At 46.4% G+C, this 18,793-nt stretch carries 15 protein-coding genes and 1 riboswitch; of the genes, 4 read left to right on the top strand and 11 right to left on the bottom strand.

Annotation, left to right across the window (positions count from 1 at the left end):
- Positions 1–6: 6 nt before the first annotated feature.
- Together L5M37_RS12105 and panB are read right to left on the bottom strand one after the other, a co-directional pair.
- The gene (locus L5M37_RS12105; RefSeq protein WP_263200587.1) at positions 7–1,131 is read right to left on the bottom strand and encodes a patatin-like phospholipase family protein; all 1,125 of its coding nucleotides are present in this window, start codon (positions 1,129–1,131) and stop codon (positions 7–9) included.
- Positions 1,132–1,267: 136 nt separating this feature from the next.
- Positions 1,268–2,110, bottom strand: coding sequence for a 3-methyl-2-oxobutanoate hydroxymethyltransferase (gene panB, locus L5M37_RS12100; RefSeq protein ID WP_263200586.1), 843 nt, complete (start codon positions 2,108–2,110; stop codon positions 1,268–1,270).
- A gap of 188 nt (positions 2,111–2,298) precedes the next feature.
- Between panB and L5M37_RS12095 the strand changes: the two genes are divergently transcribed.
- On the top strand, positions 2,299–3,180 hold the full coding sequence (locus tag L5M37_RS12095; protein ID WP_317630092.1) for a helix-turn-helix transcriptional regulator: 882 nt from the start codon (positions 2,299–2,301) through the stop codon (positions 3,178–3,180).
- Between the two features lie 140 nt (positions 3,181–3,320).
- Here the strand turns inward: L5M37_RS12095 and L5M37_RS12090 are convergent, their stop codons facing one another.
- The 8 genes from L5M37_RS12090 to L5M37_RS12055 all read right to left on the bottom strand — a co-directional run bounded on the left by L5M37_RS12090 (position 3,321) and on the right by L5M37_RS12055 (position 12,387).
- Positions 3,321–5,036, bottom strand: coding sequence for a proline--tRNA ligase (locus tag L5M37_RS12090; protein WP_168824371.1), 1,716 nt, complete (start codon positions 5,034–5,036; stop codon positions 3,321–3,323).
- An 80-nt stretch (positions 5,037–5,116) separates the two neighbouring features.
- Entirely contained in the window at positions 5,117–5,299 is a 183-nt protein-coding gene (locus L5M37_RS12085) for a hypothetical protein (RefSeq protein WP_263200583.1), read from the bottom strand.
- Between the two features lie 27 nt (positions 5,300–5,326).
- Positions 5,327–5,956, bottom strand: coding sequence for an acyltransferase (locus L5M37_RS12080; protein WP_263200582.1), 630 nt, complete (start codon positions 5,954–5,956; stop codon positions 5,327–5,329).
- Positions 5,957–6,691: a tRNA (N6-threonylcarbamoyladenosine(37)-N6)-methyltransferase TrmO gene (gene tsaA / locus L5M37_RS12075; RefSeq protein WP_263200580.1), complete on the bottom strand. Its 735-nt coding sequence runs from the start codon at positions 6,689–6,691 to the stop codon at positions 5,957–5,959. It lies immediately after the preceding gene.
- A gap of 192 nt (positions 6,692–6,883) precedes the next feature.
- On the bottom strand, positions 6,884–7,264 hold the full coding sequence (gene rcsF / locus L5M37_RS12070; protein WP_263200579.1) for an Rcs stress response system protein RcsF: 381 nt from the start codon (positions 7,262–7,264) through the stop codon (positions 6,884–6,886).
- A 78-nt stretch (positions 7,265–7,342) separates the two neighbouring features.
- Positions 7,343–8,689: an amidohydrolase family protein gene (locus tag L5M37_RS12065; protein WP_263200578.1), complete on the bottom strand. Its 1,347-nt coding sequence runs from the start codon at positions 8,687–8,689 to the stop codon at positions 7,343–7,345.
- Positions 8,689–11,778: an amidohydrolase family protein gene (locus tag L5M37_RS12060; RefSeq protein ID WP_263200576.1), complete on the bottom strand. Its 3,090-nt coding sequence runs from the start codon at positions 11,776–11,778 to the stop codon at positions 8,689–8,691. The genes L5M37_RS12065 and L5M37_RS12060 overlap by 1 nt, the downstream gene beginning before the upstream one ends.
- Positions 11,779–11,994: 216 nt before the next feature.
- On the bottom strand, positions 11,995–12,387 hold the full coding sequence (locus L5M37_RS12055; RefSeq protein ID WP_028761125.1) for an H-NS family nucleoid-associated regulatory protein: 393 nt from the start codon (positions 12,385–12,387) through the stop codon (positions 11,995–11,997).
- Positions 12,388–12,697: 310 nt separating this feature from the next.
- Between L5M37_RS12055 and L5M37_RS12050 the strand changes: the two genes are divergently transcribed.
- From L5M37_RS12050 to L5M37_RS12040, 3 genes are all read left to right on the top strand, one after another.
- On the top strand, positions 12,698–13,447 hold the full coding sequence (locus L5M37_RS12050; protein ID WP_263197924.1) for an electron transfer flavoprotein subunit beta/FixA family protein: 750 nt from the start codon (positions 12,698–12,700) through the stop codon (positions 13,445–13,447).
- Positions 13,448–14,374, top strand: a complete 927-nt coding sequence (locus tag L5M37_RS12045) for an electron transfer flavoprotein subunit alpha/FixB family protein (RefSeq protein ID WP_263197921.1) — start codon at positions 13,448–13,450, stop codon at positions 14,372–14,374.
- A gap of 95 nt (positions 14,375–14,469) precedes the next feature.
- A riboswitch (Lysine riboswitch) is annotated at positions 14,470–14,666 on the top strand.
- 79 nt (positions 14,667–14,745) lie between these two features.
- Positions 14,746–16,314, top strand: a complete 1,569-nt coding sequence (locus tag L5M37_RS12040) for a Na+/H+ antiporter NhaC family protein (protein ID WP_028761122.1) — start codon at positions 14,746–14,748, stop codon at positions 16,312–16,314.
- A 143-nt stretch (positions 16,315–16,457) separates the two neighbouring features.
- Here L5M37_RS12040 and L5M37_RS12035 read toward each other — a convergent pair whose 3' ends face one another.
- Positions 16,458–18,608, bottom strand: coding sequence for a M3 family metallopeptidase (locus L5M37_RS12035; RefSeq protein ID WP_263178035.1), 2,151 nt, complete (start codon positions 18,606–18,608; stop codon positions 16,458–16,460).
- Between the last annotated feature and the right edge of the window lie 185 nt (positions 18,609–18,793).

Below are 18,793 nucleotides of genomic sequence, written 5' to 3'. Positions count from 1 at the left end.
GTTAGCTTATTTTAAACAAAAGAAATCTTTAAGTTCATCGATTTTTTCCATGGCATCTTTATAGCCTAAGTCGATTAAAGCGCTGGTATACGTTTTTTCGAAGAGTAGGTAGGACACAATACTTGAGTCTGACTGCCTATCTATGCCGATAAAACCGAGTAAGGTTTTTACTGCCCATGGCATGTCATCATAGAAGCGGGCGGCAATTTTACTGAGGTCTTCGCTGGGCTTGATGACTAAGGTTTTTATTGGATGCAAGGCCAGCTTGTTGCGGCTTGACTCGGGAATGAGACTTAAGGTGTTATTGATCCTTTCGAGCCGCTCAAGGTCGCTATTTAAGGTATCTGAAAAGATGGTATCGAGCAGATGACCCGCTATGGTCGCCGTTTTTGGGTGATATTCTAGTTCCATCGGAAAGTGCTTGTGCGGGCTCTCTAAGTTAATGACTAAGAGTTTTTCGGCGCCTAAATGAATAGGGCTTGAGAGCGGTGCTAGCTGATGGACTGAACCATCACCATAATAGGCTTGGTTGAGTTTAATGGATGGAAATACCATAGGGATTGCAGAACTGGCGAGTAGGTGCTCGGTATTGAGCATGATACGTTCGCCACTGCGACGGGCACGGGTCCAGTTTTCGATTTCTTTCGCGGCTTGGAAAAAGGTCACTGAGCGAGAGTTATTATAACAAGAGGCATCCACACTCAGCGCGGTCAGTGAGCCATTACGGATATTACGGTCGATACGTTTAAAGTCGATTAGCTCATTGAGTAAGCCTCTGAGCGGATCATTATCGAGCAGACTGCCTGCATCGGTATTGACCTTATCATCTTGCATGCCTTTGAGGGCCATTTTCGTTAGATGGCTGAGAACACCTGTGAACGAAGCTCGGTAGACTTTTCGAGTTTCAAAGTGACGCCAAACCCATTCGAGTTTTCTGACGCCAAGGTGAAAGCAAGAGGCATGGGTCGCGATAGCGGTGCCATTGATGGCACCCGCAGAGGTTCCGCAAATAATTTTAAAGGGAATACCATGATTGCGTGGATAAAGCTGGACCAGTGCTTTTAACACGCCGACTTGGTAGGCCGCCCTAGCGCCGCCACCGCCTAAGACTAATGCAGTTGATGTAGGCAATCTTCAGACTCAATTTATTGTTTTAATAGTTTTATTAAAGCAACGCCCCCCTATAAAAAGCAAGTCGGTAGACTCAATTAGTTGTAAATTTCGATTTATCGTTTATTCGATTGCTGGAACATTTCGCTTTAGACAATTAATCCGCAGTAACCTTGGTCGTTTTACTGAGGCCAAAGCAATGCTCCGATGTTGGAAATTCACCCGTTCTCACTTCTTGGGCATATTGGGCGCAGGCCTTAGTGATCAATGGTCCTAAGTCGATATAGCGTTTAGCAAATTTAGGCGTGTAGTCAGAAAATAAGCCTAAGATATCCTCAGTCACGAGCACTTGACCATCGCAGGCGGGTGAGGCACCAATGCCTATAACTGGGATTGAGACTCCTACCGTCACTGTGCGCGCCGCGAGCTCGGATGTGCCTTCAATCAGTATGCTAAAAGCGCCTGCTTGCTCAAAGTCTTTCGCTAAACTAACGAGGGCTTCGATGGCGGCAGCATCCCTTGCTTGGGTTTTAAATCCACCCAATTGATTCACGTGTTGCGGCATTAATCCTATGTGTGGCATTACAGGGATCCCTCGCTGGGTTAAAAAACGAGTGGTGTCGAGCATCTCTGCGCCACCCTCGAGTTTTACCGCCTGCGCGCCTGTGCGTATTAATACTTGGCTGGCATGTCTGAAGGCTTGCTGAGGCGATTCTTGATAACTCCCAAAGGGCATATCGATAATAACGCAGGCATGTGCTGCGCCGCGACTGACAGCAAGACCATGATTAATCATCATTTCTAAGGTAACCCCGAGTGTAGAGTCTTGCCCATAAACCACCATGCCGACGGAGTCGCCGACGATAATCATATCCACATGGGGATCGATAATTTCTGCCATCGGTTTTTCATAGGCGGTGAGAGCAACTATGGGGGTTTTACCTTTCATTTTTTGTAATGTAACGGGCGTTACGCGGTTTTTATCCATGTGGATACTCATGTCATCTCCAATTAATTCAGCCTGATATGACATGTTAGCGTTTGCTGCTTTGGCTTGGGCTCGATAGATTGACTTAATATCTAGATATAAAGACACTTCTACAAATATAAAGTACTTTTATATGAAGAGGCGCTTCTATTCGGAAGAGGCTCGATAATATGAAAAGAAGCTTCGATATAAAAATCACTTTGGGCGATAACACCTTGAATCAAGTCACTGACACGCATTTATCCCAGCAGCATATTACTCAGCACACGCAGGTCGCACCTTCACGTTTAGCCGCCGCAGGGCTAAGTGCCTCCATCATGTTGCTTAAGCGAACACTCAAGCCGTTTGAACATGTGCAGCGCCATCGTCATTCTTGGGGACAGGTCATTTATGCCAATCAAGGTGTGCTGAGTGTGATCACGCCTGCTGGGCGTTACATTGTGCCGCCTGAGCAAGCGGTGTGGGTGCCTCCCTTTGTCGATCATGAGGTTATCGCGCTAGGTCAGGTGCAATTGAGTAGTCTGTATTTGGATGAAACCCGGATAGGCGGGTTTCCACCCGACTGTACTTGTTTGAGTGTGAAGCCTGTTTTGCAGTTATTACTGCAAGAGGCTAATGCCTTAGTGAAGAGTGAGGCTGGGCTGATTGATCCCGATTTTAAGGATAGCGTCATGCGGCTCTTGATGGTGATCCGTGACTTTATGGTGCTCGCCCCTAAGGTCGCCTTGGATTTACCTTATCCTAAGGATAAAAAATTACTGCGCATTACCGAGGCTTTGCTTGCCAATCCAAGTGAGCAACGTACTTTGGTGGATTGGCAGCGGGAGGTCGGTGCCTCGGCCCGCACGTTAGCGAGATTATTTAAACAGCAAACAGGGCTGAGTTATAGCCAATGGTTGCAAAGGCTTAGATTGCAGGTGGCGATTCAAATGCTCAGCCGAGGTGAATCTGTGCTCACTACAGCGTTATCCTTAGGTTATGCCTCGGGTTCAGCCTTTGGTTATATGTTTAGGCAGTTGATGGGCGTCGCTCCGAGTCAGTACCTGTTAGCGCAAAATACCTTGCCCAAAATACAGCGGTAAACAGCCGCATATAAAAAGTCATGTTGCGAGCCAATGTGAACGATGAAGGTCAATAAAAAGTCCAATAAAAAACGCACTTAAGCTGGGCTCAAGTGCGTTTCGTTTTTGATCTTCAGCTTGTCTACATTTCGCGTTGAGGCTTAGCCTTTAACTGCGTTTTTCAGGAAGTCGAGCAGTTGATCGAATGGAATATCTTGTTTTTCACCTGTGCGGCGGTTTTTGTATTCAAATACGCCAGCATCGATATTGCGATCGCCAATCACCACTGTATGTGGGATACCAATCAGTTCCATATCGGCGAACATCACACCTGGACGCTCTTTACGATCATCCAATAACACTTCGATACCCGCTTCATTTAAGTCTTTGTATAACTGCTCGGCGATATCGGTTACGCGGTGCGACTTGTGCATGTTCATTGGCAGAATACCCACGCTAAATGGCGCAATCGCTTCTGGCCAAATGATGCCACGGTCATCGAAGTTTTGTTCGATGGCTGCTGCCACAATACGGCTCACGCCGACACCGTAACAACCCATCAGTAGCACCTGTGACTTGCCATTTTCGTCAAGTACAGTCGCGTTCATCGATTTAGAGTAGTTAGTGCCCAGTTGGAAAATATGGCCCACTTCGATACCGCGTGCCATAGCATAAGTGCCTGAACCATCAGGTGTTGGCTCGCCTTCGACTACGTTACGGATGTCGGCAACTTGCGCTGTCGGCAGATCGCGTTCCCAGTTGATACCAAAATAGTGTTGGTCATCAACGTTAGCACCGGCGGCAAAATCGCTCATTACGCTAACGCTGTGATCGATAACGATAGGGATTTTAAGACCGATAGGACCAAGTGAACCTGGACCTGCGCCAATGGCGTCACGGATTAGGGCTTCTGGCGCCATTTCCAATGGTGATGCGACTAAGTCTAACTTGTCGGCTTTGACTTCGTTGAGTTCATGGTCGCCACGAACGATTAACGCCACTAGCGGAGCGGCTTCGGTCGCACCTTTAACGATCAAGGTTTTGACCGTTTTAGTGATATCCAAACCAAACTGCTCAACTAATTCCGCAATGGTCTTCGCATTTGGGGTATCGACTAAACGCAATGCTTCAGTGGCTGCGCCGCGTGGTTCAGTTGGCATAGGTGATTCGGCTTTCTCAATGTTAGCCGCGTAATCGCTGCCCGTTGAGTAAGCTATTAAATCTTCACCGCTTTGTGCCAGAACATGGAACTCGTGTGACATGCTGCCACCGATTGAACCCGTATCAGCTAAAACTGGGCGGAAAGCTAAGCCCATGCGCGATAGAATGTTGCTATAGGCTGTGTACATAGCCTCATAGGTTTCATTCATGGTATCGACGTCAAGGTGGAAAGAGTAGGCGTCTTTCATCAAGAATTCGCGTGACCGCATCATGCCAAAACGTGGACGAACTTCGTCACGGAATTTGGTTTGAATTTGGTAAAGATTCAGCGGTAATTGCTTGTATGAGCTGACTTCTTTACGAATGAGATCTGTGATTACTTCTTCGTGGGTTGGCCCCAGTACGAAGTCGCGATTGTGACGATCTTTAAAGCGCAGCAGCTCGGGACCAAACTTTTCCCAACGACCTGTTTCTACCCACAAGTCTGCCGGTTGCACCATAGGCATTAGAATTTCAATTGCACCGGCTTTGTTCATTTCTTCACGAACAATGGCTTCGACTTTACGCAATACGCGTAAGCCCGTGGGGAGGTAGCTATATAGGCCCGACGCATTACGACGGATCATGCCCGCACGTAACATTAATTGATGACTAATGACTTCTGCGTTGGCAGGAGTTTCTTTCTGTGTTGATAGCAGGTACTTGCTGACGCGCATTACCGATGTCCAAATTTGAGTTGAATGGTCGCCATTTTATCACCTGCTTTGGTGATGTCACCTAGGGATTTAGGTTAAATTCAACTAGCTGGGAGATAAATAGCATTTTTTGATGCTGGATAACGGATAACGGATAACGGATAACGGATAACGGATAACGGATAACGGATAACGGATAACGGATAACGGATAACGGATAACGGATAACGGATAACGGATAACACAAGGAAGAGCGCTGCGCTGTTAGAGCGTGACTTCGTCACTGCTAGTATCAAGATAATCCTTACTGCTTACTTATCCCGTCTATCACCAATCACTTTGGCGGGGTTGCCTGCCACTATCGCCCAGTCGGGCACATTTTTAGTCACTATGCTGCCCATACCCACCACAGCGTGATCACCAATGGTCACACCATCGACTATGCCTGCCTGAGCGCCAATCCACACATCTTTGCCAATAACAATGCCTTTGGAGTTGGCAGCTTGTTGATATATGGGGGTATCTGGTGCCATGCCATGGTTAAAGGCGTAAAGGGTGACATTATTGGCGATGCGGGTTTGATTGCCTATCTGAATCCCGACCCTGCCGCCATCGAAGGAGCAACCATGATTAATCGCCACTTCGTCCCCTAGCGTGATAGGCCCATGTAAGAAACAGTCGGCGGCGATCATGCAGCGATTACCCATGCGGATATCACGATTGGGTTCGGCAAATAACTGAACTTCGGGGGCGATAAAGCATTGCTCGCCGATAGTTACCGTTTCGAGGGCACAAAGTTTTGCTTGAATATCGTCTTGCCAAGGTTTAGCCCAGATTAAATGTTTCTCTTTTAAAGAAAAATACAGCCACGGCATCCAAGAGAGCCGCTTTTTATGCTGGCTTTGATAATCAGGTTTTGATGTAGGCGTTGGCGCAGACATTTAGCCACATTTCCCCGGTTTGAGTTCTAATACTAAGATGTATTCTTGGTCATTATCATCGACCGCCATGTGCCAGAACACATCTAAATCATAGAGGGCGACTTGGTATAACTTAGGATCGTCCTTGGCTTTTTTGTAGGCGGGACGTGGATCTTGGCCGAGCACACCGCGGATAAGTACGGCTAAATCTGTGTAGGTTTCCTGCAGGGCGTAACGCTCAATCTGCGTCTTGGCATTGTCAGAATACACCACTGAAATCAGTTTAGGCGCGTCTTGGGCAATGCCGCCTACAGCATCGGTAATCGAATCTGAGAAAGGAATGTATGGCTTAATATCGATAATCGGCGTGCCATCGAGCAGATCCATACCTGAAATTTCGAGGCACACTTTGCCCTTGCGCTGCACTACGCCGTGCAATTTCACTACAGACTGGCCTATGCCATTGGGGCGAAAAGTGGAACGAGTGGCGAACACGCCGAGTTTTTCATTGCCGCCTAAACGCGGCGGCCTGACTGTGGTTTTCCAACCTTGGGTAAGATTCTCATGGAAGCAAAACAGTAACCAGAGATGTGAATATTGCTCTATGCCACGCACCGCATCGATATGATTCACATGGGACTCTAGTTCGACATAACCACGCGCTTCAACAAGTCCGGGTTGTCTTGGTATGCCAAATTTTTGTTTATAGGGCGTGCGGCATGTTGCCACTGCGATAATTTGGTTGGTAAATGTCATGCAAAAAATTACCTAAAGGGTAAGTATAACAACCGCCTAAGCTCATCATTCTAAGCTAATCATTAAGGCCCATCTTTGTGCGCTAATAATGCAGCGTTGGTCACGAAGCGTTAGCCATTAAGCGGTTGATAGGGGCAATCTTAGAACACTATAGGATCACGCCGCGAGCAGTATGCTTAATATGCGTGAGGCTTACTCTGTTGTAGCCGTTTTTACTGCTTGACCAACGCATAGTGCGCGGCTTATACAACCTTGGGCAGCTTCTTCAAATATGACACATTGCTTGATGATAATGCCGTTAGCCCCTTTATCTGCCGCATTGCGACGGGCTTCGGTTCTGGCATCGGCAAGCGACGCGGGCGCACCGTTAGCATTGGCCTGACAGGACTCACCTTCGACCAATCCTTTTAACTCATAATGACCTTTAGGCAAGGTATCACCTTCATAAAGGACGACATCGGATGCCTTGAAATAGTCATTAATCGCCTCACTGTCCAAATTACTGTTAAAACGGTAATCGCTTGCACAGGCACTGAGCAGGAGCACTAATGCACTTGAGAGGATAATTTTCATGGTTTGACCTGAGGTTGAGGAGAAAACTGCGCAGCCTTGGTAGGCTGCGCCGATGCGATATTATTATCTGAGTAAATTCTACCGCTTAAGGTACTTTTGATAAAGCTGCTGATGGCGATTATTCAGATCTATCTGCCGCCCTTCAATCCAGATAGCCTCAATTTTATTGGTCATAGGGTCGAGAATGTCCCCTTCGGACAGCACGACACTGCCTTGGTATCCCACCGCTATCGCACCTAAATCCTCCACACCTAACAGTTTTGCGGCATCTAAGGTGATGGACTTAAGTGCTTGTTCAGGTGTTAAACCATAGGCGGCGCTGTAACCTGCGGCGTAGGGGAGGTTACGGCTATTCCAGTCCGATGAGAACCCAAGGGCGAAGGGAATACCTGCATTGGCGAGTAAAGATGGGATCTTAAAGGGTAAATCGACTGGCTCATCTTTACGTTTAGGCAGACTCAAGGTATGAGGGTAAATGACCCCAGCCTTAACTTCCCTTAGGCTTGAGTCCAAACGCCATGCATCGTATCCGCCGACAATCACCAATTTGAATTGGTATTTTTTCGTCAAAGCGATCACTTGCTCAATTTGGCCAACACTGTCGGCATGGGCAAACAGTGTCGCTTTGCCTTGGTATAGCGGCAACATGGCCTGCCAGCGCAGGTTGTTGGTCGCGGACTGGGGATCTTCATTCTGGTTTTTGTCTTTGCCGTTAGCCTTATCACTTAAGAAATAGCGATAGCCATCTTCAAAGGCGATATTGAGCTTGTCGATCGCCTGCTGATTTTTCTCGATGGCCTTGGCTTTCTCTTTTTCATCTTCTGGCATGCGTTTGATTTGCGGCCAATAGACATGGAACTGTCCAGCACTTGGTGTCATCGCATCTTCAATCGTCCATGCATCGAGATCCACCAGTACCGATTGTCCTGCTAACCCATCACCGCTCGGAACGATTTGTGCGTGGGTAATGCCGTTGTAACGTATGGTCGGGATGAGCTCCGAATCCGCATTGTAAGCTGTGGCCGTGCTGATCTGCGGATTGATATAACCTACCTCGGCGTTATCAACCGTTGGGCGGCTCATTTCAATTTCGACTAAGCCTAAGCTGGTGTCTAGGGCGATTAAGCCCGGATACAAGTGTTTACCGCTGGCATCGATGATTTGAGTGTCACTGCTTTCTGCGGTTGCATTGTTGATTTGGCTGGTCAGTTGAGGTCCAACGGCCGTGATCTTGCCATTTTCAATTAAGACGTCTGTGTTGCTGAGCACGCCTTGAGTGACTGTGTGCACAGTGGCGTTTTTAATCAGTACGCTGTGGCTTTGTTTAGGCGTAGGTACGATATCATTGGCCATAACTGGGGCCTGCGTGGTGCAAATTGCGCCGAGTAGCGCCACAAACAAATCGGTTTTAGATAAATGTTGCATTATTTGGCTCCCTCATGAGCGTGGCCCCATGCCTGATAGTGGGTGTCGCAGTGCCACTGTGGCTCGTTGAGTGGCGTGATTTTTTCACCCGCTTTAGTTTGGTCATCACTGCTGAGAATTTTTTGGATAAGTTCGGCGCGCTCGTTCACCACAGCTTGTTGGGCAACTTGGTCTTGGTCGCGGTCAAAATAGCGTTTTCCTTCAACCCATGCCTGCGTTACTTTGGCGTAAATAGACAGTGGCTCTGTGTTCCAGAGTACGATATCGGCCATTTTGCCTGGGGTGAGTGAACCCACAAATTCATCGACTCTTAATTGTTTGGCAGGATTGATAGTGACCATGTTCCAAGCGTCTTCCTTTGACATATTGCAATACATCATAGACTTAGCCGCTTCTTGGTTGAGTCTGCGCTGCATTTCATAATCGTCTGAGTTAATGCTGGTGGTCACCCCCTTGTTTTGCATCAGACAAGCGTTTTGCGGAATCGCATCATACACCTCAAACTTATAGGCCCACCAATCGGCAAAGGTCGATGCGCCAGCACCATGGGTAGCTAGTTCACTCGCCACTTTGTAACCTTCGAGCACATGGGTAAAGGTTTGTACTTTAAAGTGATAGGCCTCGGCCAAGCGGATAAACATCAGGATTTCTGACTGTACATAGGAATGAATATGTACGTCGCGTTGCTGGTTTAATACTTCGGCGACCGCCTGCAGACGATAACTTGGGCGCGGGGCGACGGTTTTCTTTTTATCGCTGGAGCGCAGATTATCATAGTTTTTTAACGCCTTTTCATAGGCGATAGCAGCGTCGAAGGTTTCTTCAAATAAGGCTTTGACTCCCATGCGAGTCTGAGGGAAGCGCTGAACAAATTTCTCACCCCAGTTACTCTGTTTGACGTTTTCACCTAAAGCAAATTTGATACTGGCGGGCGCGTTAACAAATTTGAGTTGTTCAGCTGGCTCGCCCCATTTCATTTTGATCAGTTGTGATTGGCCACCGATAGGGTTGGCGCTACCGTGGAGTAATTGCGCGCTGGTGACGCCGCCCGCTAAGGCACGATAGATTGAAATATCGTCGGGATTAATAATATCGCCAATGCGTACTTCAGAGGTAACTGCGTCTGTTCCTTCGTTAGTACCGCCATTAATGGCGATATGCGAGTGTTCATCGACTATGCCGGCGGTGAGGTGTTTACCTGTTGCATCGAGGACTTGATAACCTGATGGTGTACTTAATTGTTGGCCAATTTTTTCGATGCGGCCATTGGCCATCAAGAGATCAGCATGTTCGAGAATACCTTGTTTATCCGATGTCCACAGGGTGGCATTCTTGATGTGTAGCTTCTCAACATTAGGGGCTTCTCTCAGTCCGTAAGCGACGTTAGGGAAGGTGAGGTGACTCACTAGGCTCGTGTTGGCTTCATTCTTGGGAGCTTGATTGTTTGCTTGGTCTGCATTTTTGAGCTTTGCAGTTTGAGTCATAGCGACACCGGCAACATTTGTAGTGCGACTTTTTGCATCGACCATACGACCTTGAATGCCGTCATCGGCCATCCACAGCGTAAAGCGGCTAAGGCCGTTAATGCCTGCGGCGCTCAAATCGGCAGTAAAGCTCAATCTCCCGTTATCATCTAACTTAAGTTGAGTGAGTGAGATACTTTGTTCGCCACTGCTTAAATTGCCTTGGATGTTGGGTTTATCACTTTTACTTTCATCATGTAGTGATAAATCTAGCGTGAGGTTATTGAGGCTTAATTGGTAATCTCCCAGTAATCGTGCTTGGGGAAGTGAGCGCAGACTTTGCTCCTGACCTTGCAACCAAACACTGTAGATCTGGCCATCTTTAAAGATATTGCCTTTAGTGATAACAAAGTCAGCCATATAACCGGACGCGAGTTTACCGGTAAAGTCGGCGGTGCCTGTCATCTCTGCGGCTTGGGTGGTGAGTGCTGCGAGAGCGTTTTCTTCACTTAAACCTTGGGCAATGGCTTGGCGTAGGCGCGGCCAGAAGGCATCTGTCTTAATCCCAAACTGCGTTAACGCAAAGGGGATACCTGCGTTAGCTACCGCTGCAGGGTTGGTTGGTGCACGTTCCCACTGTCTTAAATCCGCCAGTGATACTTCACGATCAGCGTCATCTGTGCCGACATCGGGCGCCTGCGGATAGTTTAAAGGTAAGATCAACGGATAGTTCAGCGCCTTTAACTCATTGATGCGTGAGTATTCTTGACCATTACCAAGTAGGTTGGCTGGCAGTTTATGTTCTTTGAGTAAATGGGCTGCACGTAATTGATCGTTGAGATTTTTGGTTTCAAAGATAATTTGCTTATCGGCTAAATTATCTAAACGCTCAAAGGCAATATTAAATTCGACTTGATTGTTTATTGCGCCATTGGCAGGTTTGTTTTTATTTTGGTTATACCAATTTGCATCGGCAAAGGTTTGCCTAATAAGTGCAATGCTGCCCATTAATGATGAGGGATAATCTTGTTCAGACGAACCTTTATCAAATGCCATAAAAGGTTGACTGCGGGCGCGATAAATCACTTCATTAGCCGTTTTGTTTGCTAATGAAAGGCTGACACCCGTCCCACGGAAGATACCGTCGAGTTTGCTACTTTGCACACTGGTGAAACCATTATTAATCCACTCTTTGGCACGTTCTTTATTGGGGTAAACGTAATTAAACCATTCTTTTTCAGAATGAATTGCACCATTTTCCGCATTACCACCGATACGTTTTATATCATAGACGGGGCGAGTGAGCTTAAGTTTGGGATATTCGAACTCAATCCCATAATCGGTAAAAGGATCGATAAATCCGGGATAAATTGTATAACCACTCAAATCGATTCTAAATGCGCCAGCGGGAATGTCGTTGTGCTCAATAATGGCTTTAATTCGATTATTTTCAATTAATAAAGTGGCATCGCTTAAACGCCTTCCCGGTGCAATAATTAATTCAGCATGGGTAAATGCAGTGAGTTTACTGGATGTTGTTCCAGTATTGAGCTGGGCAAATGTTGTTTGTGATACTAAGCTAGCGATTATGCTGCAGCTTATCATTATCTTATTGTTTATCTGCATTATTTTATTCAATCGAGTGAGGGTGAACAAAGAGTAACTGAAAGCAGATGTAAATACTAAGGCTGAATTGTAACGTAATTTGAGCGGGAGTGAGGTGCGGAATTAACGGCTGTCGTTTAAGTTTGAAATGATTGATGGATATAAAAAAGCTCGCAACTAATGCGAGCTTTTATGCAAACTGGTGTTGGCAAATTAGCGCCATCACACTTGGCTGGATTAGATTAAGAAATCTTCCATAGAACGACCTTTGTTGATCTCGTTCTTAAATACGGTAGGCATACGGCCTTGGCCAGTCCATTGAACCATTTCACCGTCAACTTCAATTTGGTATTTGGCTGGACGAGGAGCGCGTTTCTTCGCAGCAGCTTTAACAGCTACGCCACCTAAGTCATCAATTGATAAACCAACGGCTTCCATTTGTTGACGGATTTCTTCAATCTTAGCATTACGAGCTGCCATGGCTTGTTCTTCTTCCTCAGCCATAGACTCGCGTTCTACTAAAATTTTATCTAATTTGTCGGCTAAATCACGTAACTCTTCAACGCTAAGTTCTTTTACTGCAGCTTTAAAACGACGGCCGTGAGTTAATATCTCTAAAAATTCGCTCATATCTATTTTCGTCCCACTCTATTTTTAATACAGGATAATGGTGAACAACACCTAAATGATAGAAACTAATATAGCTCGAATCAAATAAAATTATGCGTTTTAAGGAAATTAAATATTATTTATTTTTTGAACTTTTCTTATTCCCTCAAATAAGTGTCCAAAAAAGTGGCCGTTGCAGCGGATTAAAAAATACAAACAGGCGTTTGACTTTGGTTGACGTTAACGTTAACAGGACGTAAAGTTGCTCTATCCTGCATTGGTATTAACCAATGTTTTGTCCATGTACATGAAAGTGTAGGAAGGAAACCCTATGAAAGTATTGGTGCCCGTTAAGCGCGTTGTTGATGCCAATGTGAAGGTCAGGGTCAAAGCTGACAATACAAGTGTTGACACTGCAAATCTAAAAATGGCGTTGAACCCTTTTTGTGAAATCGCAGTAGAAGAAGCGGTTCGTTTAAAAGAAGCGGGTAGCGCTACTGAAGTGGTTGTTGTCAGTATTGGTAATAAAGCCGTGCAAGAACAACTGCGTACCGCGCTTGCATTAGGCGCAGATCGTGCAATTCATATCGATACTGAAGAAGATCTCGTGCCAGTGTCTATCGCCAAATTGCTCAAAGCGGTACAAGACAAAGAACAAGCAGAGCTGGTGATTTTTGGTAAGCAATCCATCGATGGTGATAATAACCAAACTGGCCAAATGTTTGCCGCGTTAATGGATATGCCACAGGCGACCTTTGCTTCAGAAATCAAATTAGAAGCGAATACATTACAAGTCACCCGTGAAATTGACGGCGGCATGCAAACTCTTAAACTGCCTTTACCTGCTGTTGTGACCGCCGATTTACGTTTGAACGAACCCCGTTACGCTTCACTGCCTAACATAATGAAAGCCAAGCGTAAGCCATTAGAAGTATTTACTGTGGCAGACTTAGGTGTGACGTTAAAGAGTCACCAAACGATTGTGAAGGTCACTCCGCCAGCTGAACGTAAAGCGGGCATCATGGTAGCGTCGGTAGCTGAGCTAGTTGAAAAGTTAAAAAATGAAGCGAAGGTGATCTAAATGGCCATTTTAGTATTAGCTGAACATGATAATGCTGCATTGAAACTCGATACGGCAAAAATTGTTACCGCCGCCCGTGCCATAGGCGATGAAGTACATGTCTTGGTTGCGGGTCACCAATGTGGCGCGGTTGTCCAAGCGGCGCAGGCACTACAAGGCGTTAGCCAAGTACTCGTTGCCGATGCCAGCGTGTATGAAGCGCATTTAGCGGAAAATTTTGCCAAATTGCTGGCGGACTTAGCGCCAAACTATGGTCACATTCTGGCCTCGGCTTCAAGTTTAGGTAAGGACACGCTTCCGCGCGTGGCGGCATTATTAGATGTCGCGCAAATCTCAGAAGTCATTACTGTTGTCAATGCCGATACCTTTGTGCGCCCTGTGTATGCGGGTAACGCCTTAGCGACAGTGCAAAGCCATGATTCCATTAAAGTGATGACAGTGCGCGCCAGTGCGTTTGACGCTGCGCCAGAAGGTAACAGTGCGGCTGTGACGACACTCGATAAAGTGTTTGAAGCGAGAACTCAGTTTGTTTCTCAATCGCTGACAGTTTCTGCCCGTCCAGAGTTAGGCAATGCTGGCATTATCGTATCTGGCGGCCGAGGCATGGGCAGTGGTGAAAACTTCGGCATGTTAGAACAACTTGCTGACAAGCTCGGTGCAGCAGTTGGCGCATCACGCGCCGCAGTTGACGCAGGTTTTGTGCCTAACGATTTACAAGTGGGTCAAACCGGTAAAATCGTTGCGCCAAACTTGTATATTGCCGTCGGTATTTCTGGCGCGATTCAGCATTTAGCCGGCATGAAAGACGCTAAAGTCATCGTTGCAATCAACAAAGATCCTGAAGCGCCGATTTTTCAAGTTGCCGATTATGGACTCGTTGCAGATCTGTTTGAGGCGGTTCCTGAGCTGATTACAAGTCTCAGTTGATTTTATCTGTGATCTAGGTCACATTAAGTGGCTTTGCGGTAGCATCTGCTAAGCCGCTTATGTTTTTATGTGCCTCACGCCCGTGCAAGGGCGTTCTTAGAAGTAGAGGCGCGCCAAATATTAGTAGTGATCAGTAGGGTGATTCCGTTGATCGATTGCGAAAGGATTTGGTGCCGAAGTGGTTCGATTTATCACGATCGACTGCTGGGGTTGTACCTAATAGGTGCAGCACTGCCATAGTATTTTCCGATATGGATATTGGGAATAGTTACTATGGAGCGCTACTGATAGGACAGGTGACCTTGGGTATCTATTGCCTTTTCCCACCAGTTCAGTCGCCCTCCATTCGTATTTAACGAAGATAATAATCAATGACTGTTATGAATTATGCCGATTCGGCACTTTCCTTGTTGCCGCCTGCGGTGGCTATCGTATTGGCGATCTTGACTCGCCGTGTACTGCTTTCTTTGGGGTTAGGTATTTTAATTGGTGCTTTATTGCTCAATCAATTTTCACCTTTAGCAACGGGTGAGTTTGTATTTAATGGCGTTAAAGGGCTTTTTTGGACTGATAAAGGTCTAAATTCGTGGAACTTATATATTCTCGGTTTCTTAATTGTACTGGGAATGATTACAGCGTTAATTACCGTAAGTGGCAGCGCGCGGGCTTTTGCCGATTGGGCTCGTTTACATATACGTAATAAACGTGACGCTAAACTATTGACCATGTTTTTAGGTTGCGTAGTTTTTATTGATGATTATTTCAATAGTTTAGTTGTTGGTTCGGTCGCTCGACCTGTTACCGATCGTTATTATGTTTCCCGCGCTAAGTTAGCTTATTTATTAGATTCTACTGCGGCGCCTGTGTGCGTTATTTCTCCAGTTTCGAGCTGGGGCGCTTATATTATCGCACTCATTGGCGGGATATTAACTGCCCATGGTTTTGCTGATACGGGTCATTTGAGTATTTTTATTCAAATGATCCCAATGAACTTTTACGCAATCTTCTCCTTATTATTATTACTTTTTGTTGTTTTTATGGGATTAGATGTTGGGCCAATGCGTGAGCATGAGCTCAATGCCCAACGTGGTAATTTATACGATGAGTCTAAGGGATTACCGCCTGGGGCGAACGCGGATTTACCTGAAGCCGAAACTGGTAAGATTTTAGGTCTGTTCCTGCCGATTACCGTGTTGGTATTTGCAACCCTCTATTTTATGATTAACAGTGGCGCTCAAGTACTCGCGGCGGAAGGGATTGAATTTAATATTATTTCTGCTTTTGAGAAAACCGATGTCAGTTCATCACTTTTCTTTGGTGCATTAATTGGTCTAGCGGTTTCGCTGATATTGAATTTAGTGCAAGGCGTTGAGAAATTGATGATAGTCAAAGGTATAGTGCAGGGCGCTCGCTCTATGCTGCCGGCGATTTACATCCTGTTATTTGCTTGGACAATCGCAGGTGTGATTGGTCAACTCGAAACCGGTAAGTTTATGGCGAGTTTAGCAACAGGAAATATTCCGTTCGCGTTTTTACCCGCCTTAATGTTTGTGCTAGCAGGTATTACCGCGTTCTCAACTGGTACTAGCTGGGGTACGTTCGGGATCATGTTGCCGATTGCTGCTGATATGGCGATGGGAAGCCACACTGGCATGATGTTGCCTATGCTTGCCTCTGTGCTGGCGGGGGCTGTATTTGGCGATCACTGCTCGCCAATTTCCGACACGACTATCTTGTCGTCTACGGGCGCCAGTTGCCACCACATCGACCATGTGGTGACTCAGCTACCTTATGCACTCATTGCGGCGTTTATTAGCTTAGTGGGTTATGTGGCACTTGGATTTACCGAGTCTGTTGTCGCGGGTTTAGTGGCTTGTAGTGTGGCATTTGTGATCAGTATTATCGTACTTAAAATCAAATCGAAAGGCGCAATTAGCTAGACGTTAATTGAAACCTTTCACTGCAAACGTTCACGACAAATAAGTCAAAATAAATCAGCCAGCATTATGCTGGCTGATTTTTTGGTTAAGGCTGAGTTTGTCTTTATCTCTAGCCTATCGCATTAAGGCTATCAACTCTTAGCTTAGCGTGCTTGATCTAGACCGCGGCGTTTAAGTAAGCCTTCTGTGGTTGGTTCTTGTCCGCGGAAGTTTTTGTAGGCGTCCATTGGCGCTATGCTATTACCCACTTCACGGATCGTTTTGCGGTACTTCATGCCGATTTCACGATTGAGCCCACCTTGGGTTTGTACATAGGCAAACGCATCCGCCGCTAAAATCTCACTCCACATATAAGCGTAATAACTTGCCGAGTAACCGCCGGGGAAGGCGTGGGCAAAATAGGTCGACTTATAACGCGGAGGTACGGCACTGATGTTTAAGCCGTGCTTTTTCAGGGCATTGGCTTCAAAGGTTGGTACATCTTGCAGCGGGGTATCTGGGCTTAATGAATGCCATTCCATGTCTACTAATGCAGCGGCCATGTATTCCAGTGTGTCAAAGCCTTGGTTGAAACTGCCTGATTTCAGCAGTTTTTGCAGCAGTTCATCGGGAATGGGTTTGCCCGTTTCGTAGTGTTTCGCGTAGTTCGCTAACACTTTTGGATGGGCGGCCCAATCTTCTTCAAACGTCGATGGAAATTCGACAAAGTCGCGTGAAACCGAGGTACCCGCCAGACTTGGATAAGTCACTTTAGAGAACATGCCGTGGGTGCCGTGACCCATTTCATGGAACATAGTGGTGACTTCGTTATAGCTGACGAATGTGGGTTGACCTTCGGGCGCTTTCTTTATGTTCATCACGTTGACGACCACAGGTTTAGTGCCTTCGAGGAAGGATTGACCGACGAACGAACTCATCCAAGCGCCACCACGTTTACCTTCACGGGCAAAATAGTCGGCGTAGAAAATGGCCATGCTTGAGCCATCGGCATCAAACATTTCGTAGGCTTTTACATCGGGATGGTAAACCGGTAAATCTGGGCGTGGTTTTAAGGTGACGCCATAGAGTTCTTTGAGTGTGTAGAATACGCCGTCTTCGAGCACGCGGTTAAATTCGAAGTATGGGCGAATGCTATTGGCATCGAGAGCGTATTTTTCTTGGCGGACTTTTTCTGCGTAAAACTCCCAGTCCCACGGTGCCAGTTCAAATTTCCCACCGGTTTTAGTGATCATCGCTTGAATGTCGGCCGCTTCTTTCTCTGTGTTAGCAACTACCGCAGGCACCATTGAACCAAACATGCTGTAAACCGCTTCGGGTGTTTTGGCCATTTGCGGTGCTAATCGATAACTTGCCCAGTTTTCATAGCCTAATAGTGTTGCGCGCTCGGCTCTGAGTTTCGCTAAACGAGATACGAGTGACGCAGTTTCGTTTTCACCAGTTAAGCCACGGTTCGCTGAGGCTTCCCAAATACGCTGGCGTAGCTCACGGTTTTCCAGTGATGCCAACACAGGTTGGCGAGTGGTGTTGGTTATGTTAATCAGATACTTGCCATCGTGACCGGCCGCTTTGGCATCGTTCGCGGCTGAAGCTATTTCACCGTCGGTTAATCCAGCAAGTTCACTTTTTGAATCCACCACAACGGCGATTTCTTTGGTTAAGCGTAATAAACGCTGAGAGAACTCATTCGTTAGTGTTGATTGTTCTTCATTTAACGCGCGGATTTTAACTTTTTGTTCATCGGTAAGTTTAGCGCCAGCCATGATAAAGCGTTGGTGATATACCTCAACCAAACGTACGGCTTCTGGGGTTAACCCTAAGTTAGTGCGGTCGTTATAGATGGCTTCGATACGGGAAAATAGCGCTGGGTTTAAGTTGATATTATCTGAGTGGGCCGCCATTTTTGGCGCCATTTCCCCTTGGATTTTACGCAGTTCTGGATTGCTGTTTGACCCTGCTAAATTATAAAACACGCTTGATGCACGGTTGAGTAGGGCGCCGCTTTTCTCCATAGCCACAATCGTATTATCGAAGGTTGCTGCTGCCGGATTATTGGCTATTGCGAGAATTTCTTGGTACTGCTCTGCCATGCCTTGCTCTAGGGCTGGCGCGAAGTGCTCATTCTTGATGAGGCTAAAATCAGGGGCTTGATATTGCAGGTTACTGGCTTGGAACAGCGGGTTTTGGGTTTGTACCGAGATAACGTTAGGTGCTTTAGTTTCTGTGCTGCTGCAACCTGCCATGAATCCGGCGGTGAGAGTGGCGCCGATGGCGATGGCAATAAAACTTTTACGCATAATTGAGTGACTTCCTTTGAATTGTTGTTTTTTTAGGACTGTAACGTTAGTAACTTAAATAGGACTGAAAATGGCTTGTTATCGGGTAATGTCTAAGTAAAAAAGGAGCCTCGCATTAGCGAGACTCCTTTGGCTATTTCCTTGCAGGGAAAATAGGTACCGCTTTTTACTTACTTCTTAATCAC

This window comes from Shewanella sp. SM69 (assembly GCF_025653985.1).
GTDB classification, from domain to species: Bacteria; Pseudomonadota; Gammaproteobacteria; order Enterobacterales; family Shewanellaceae; genus Shewanella; species Shewanella oncorhynchi.
Note: the sequence above shows the minus strand (reverse complement) of the source record. Positions and strands in the feature narration are given on the sequence as shown.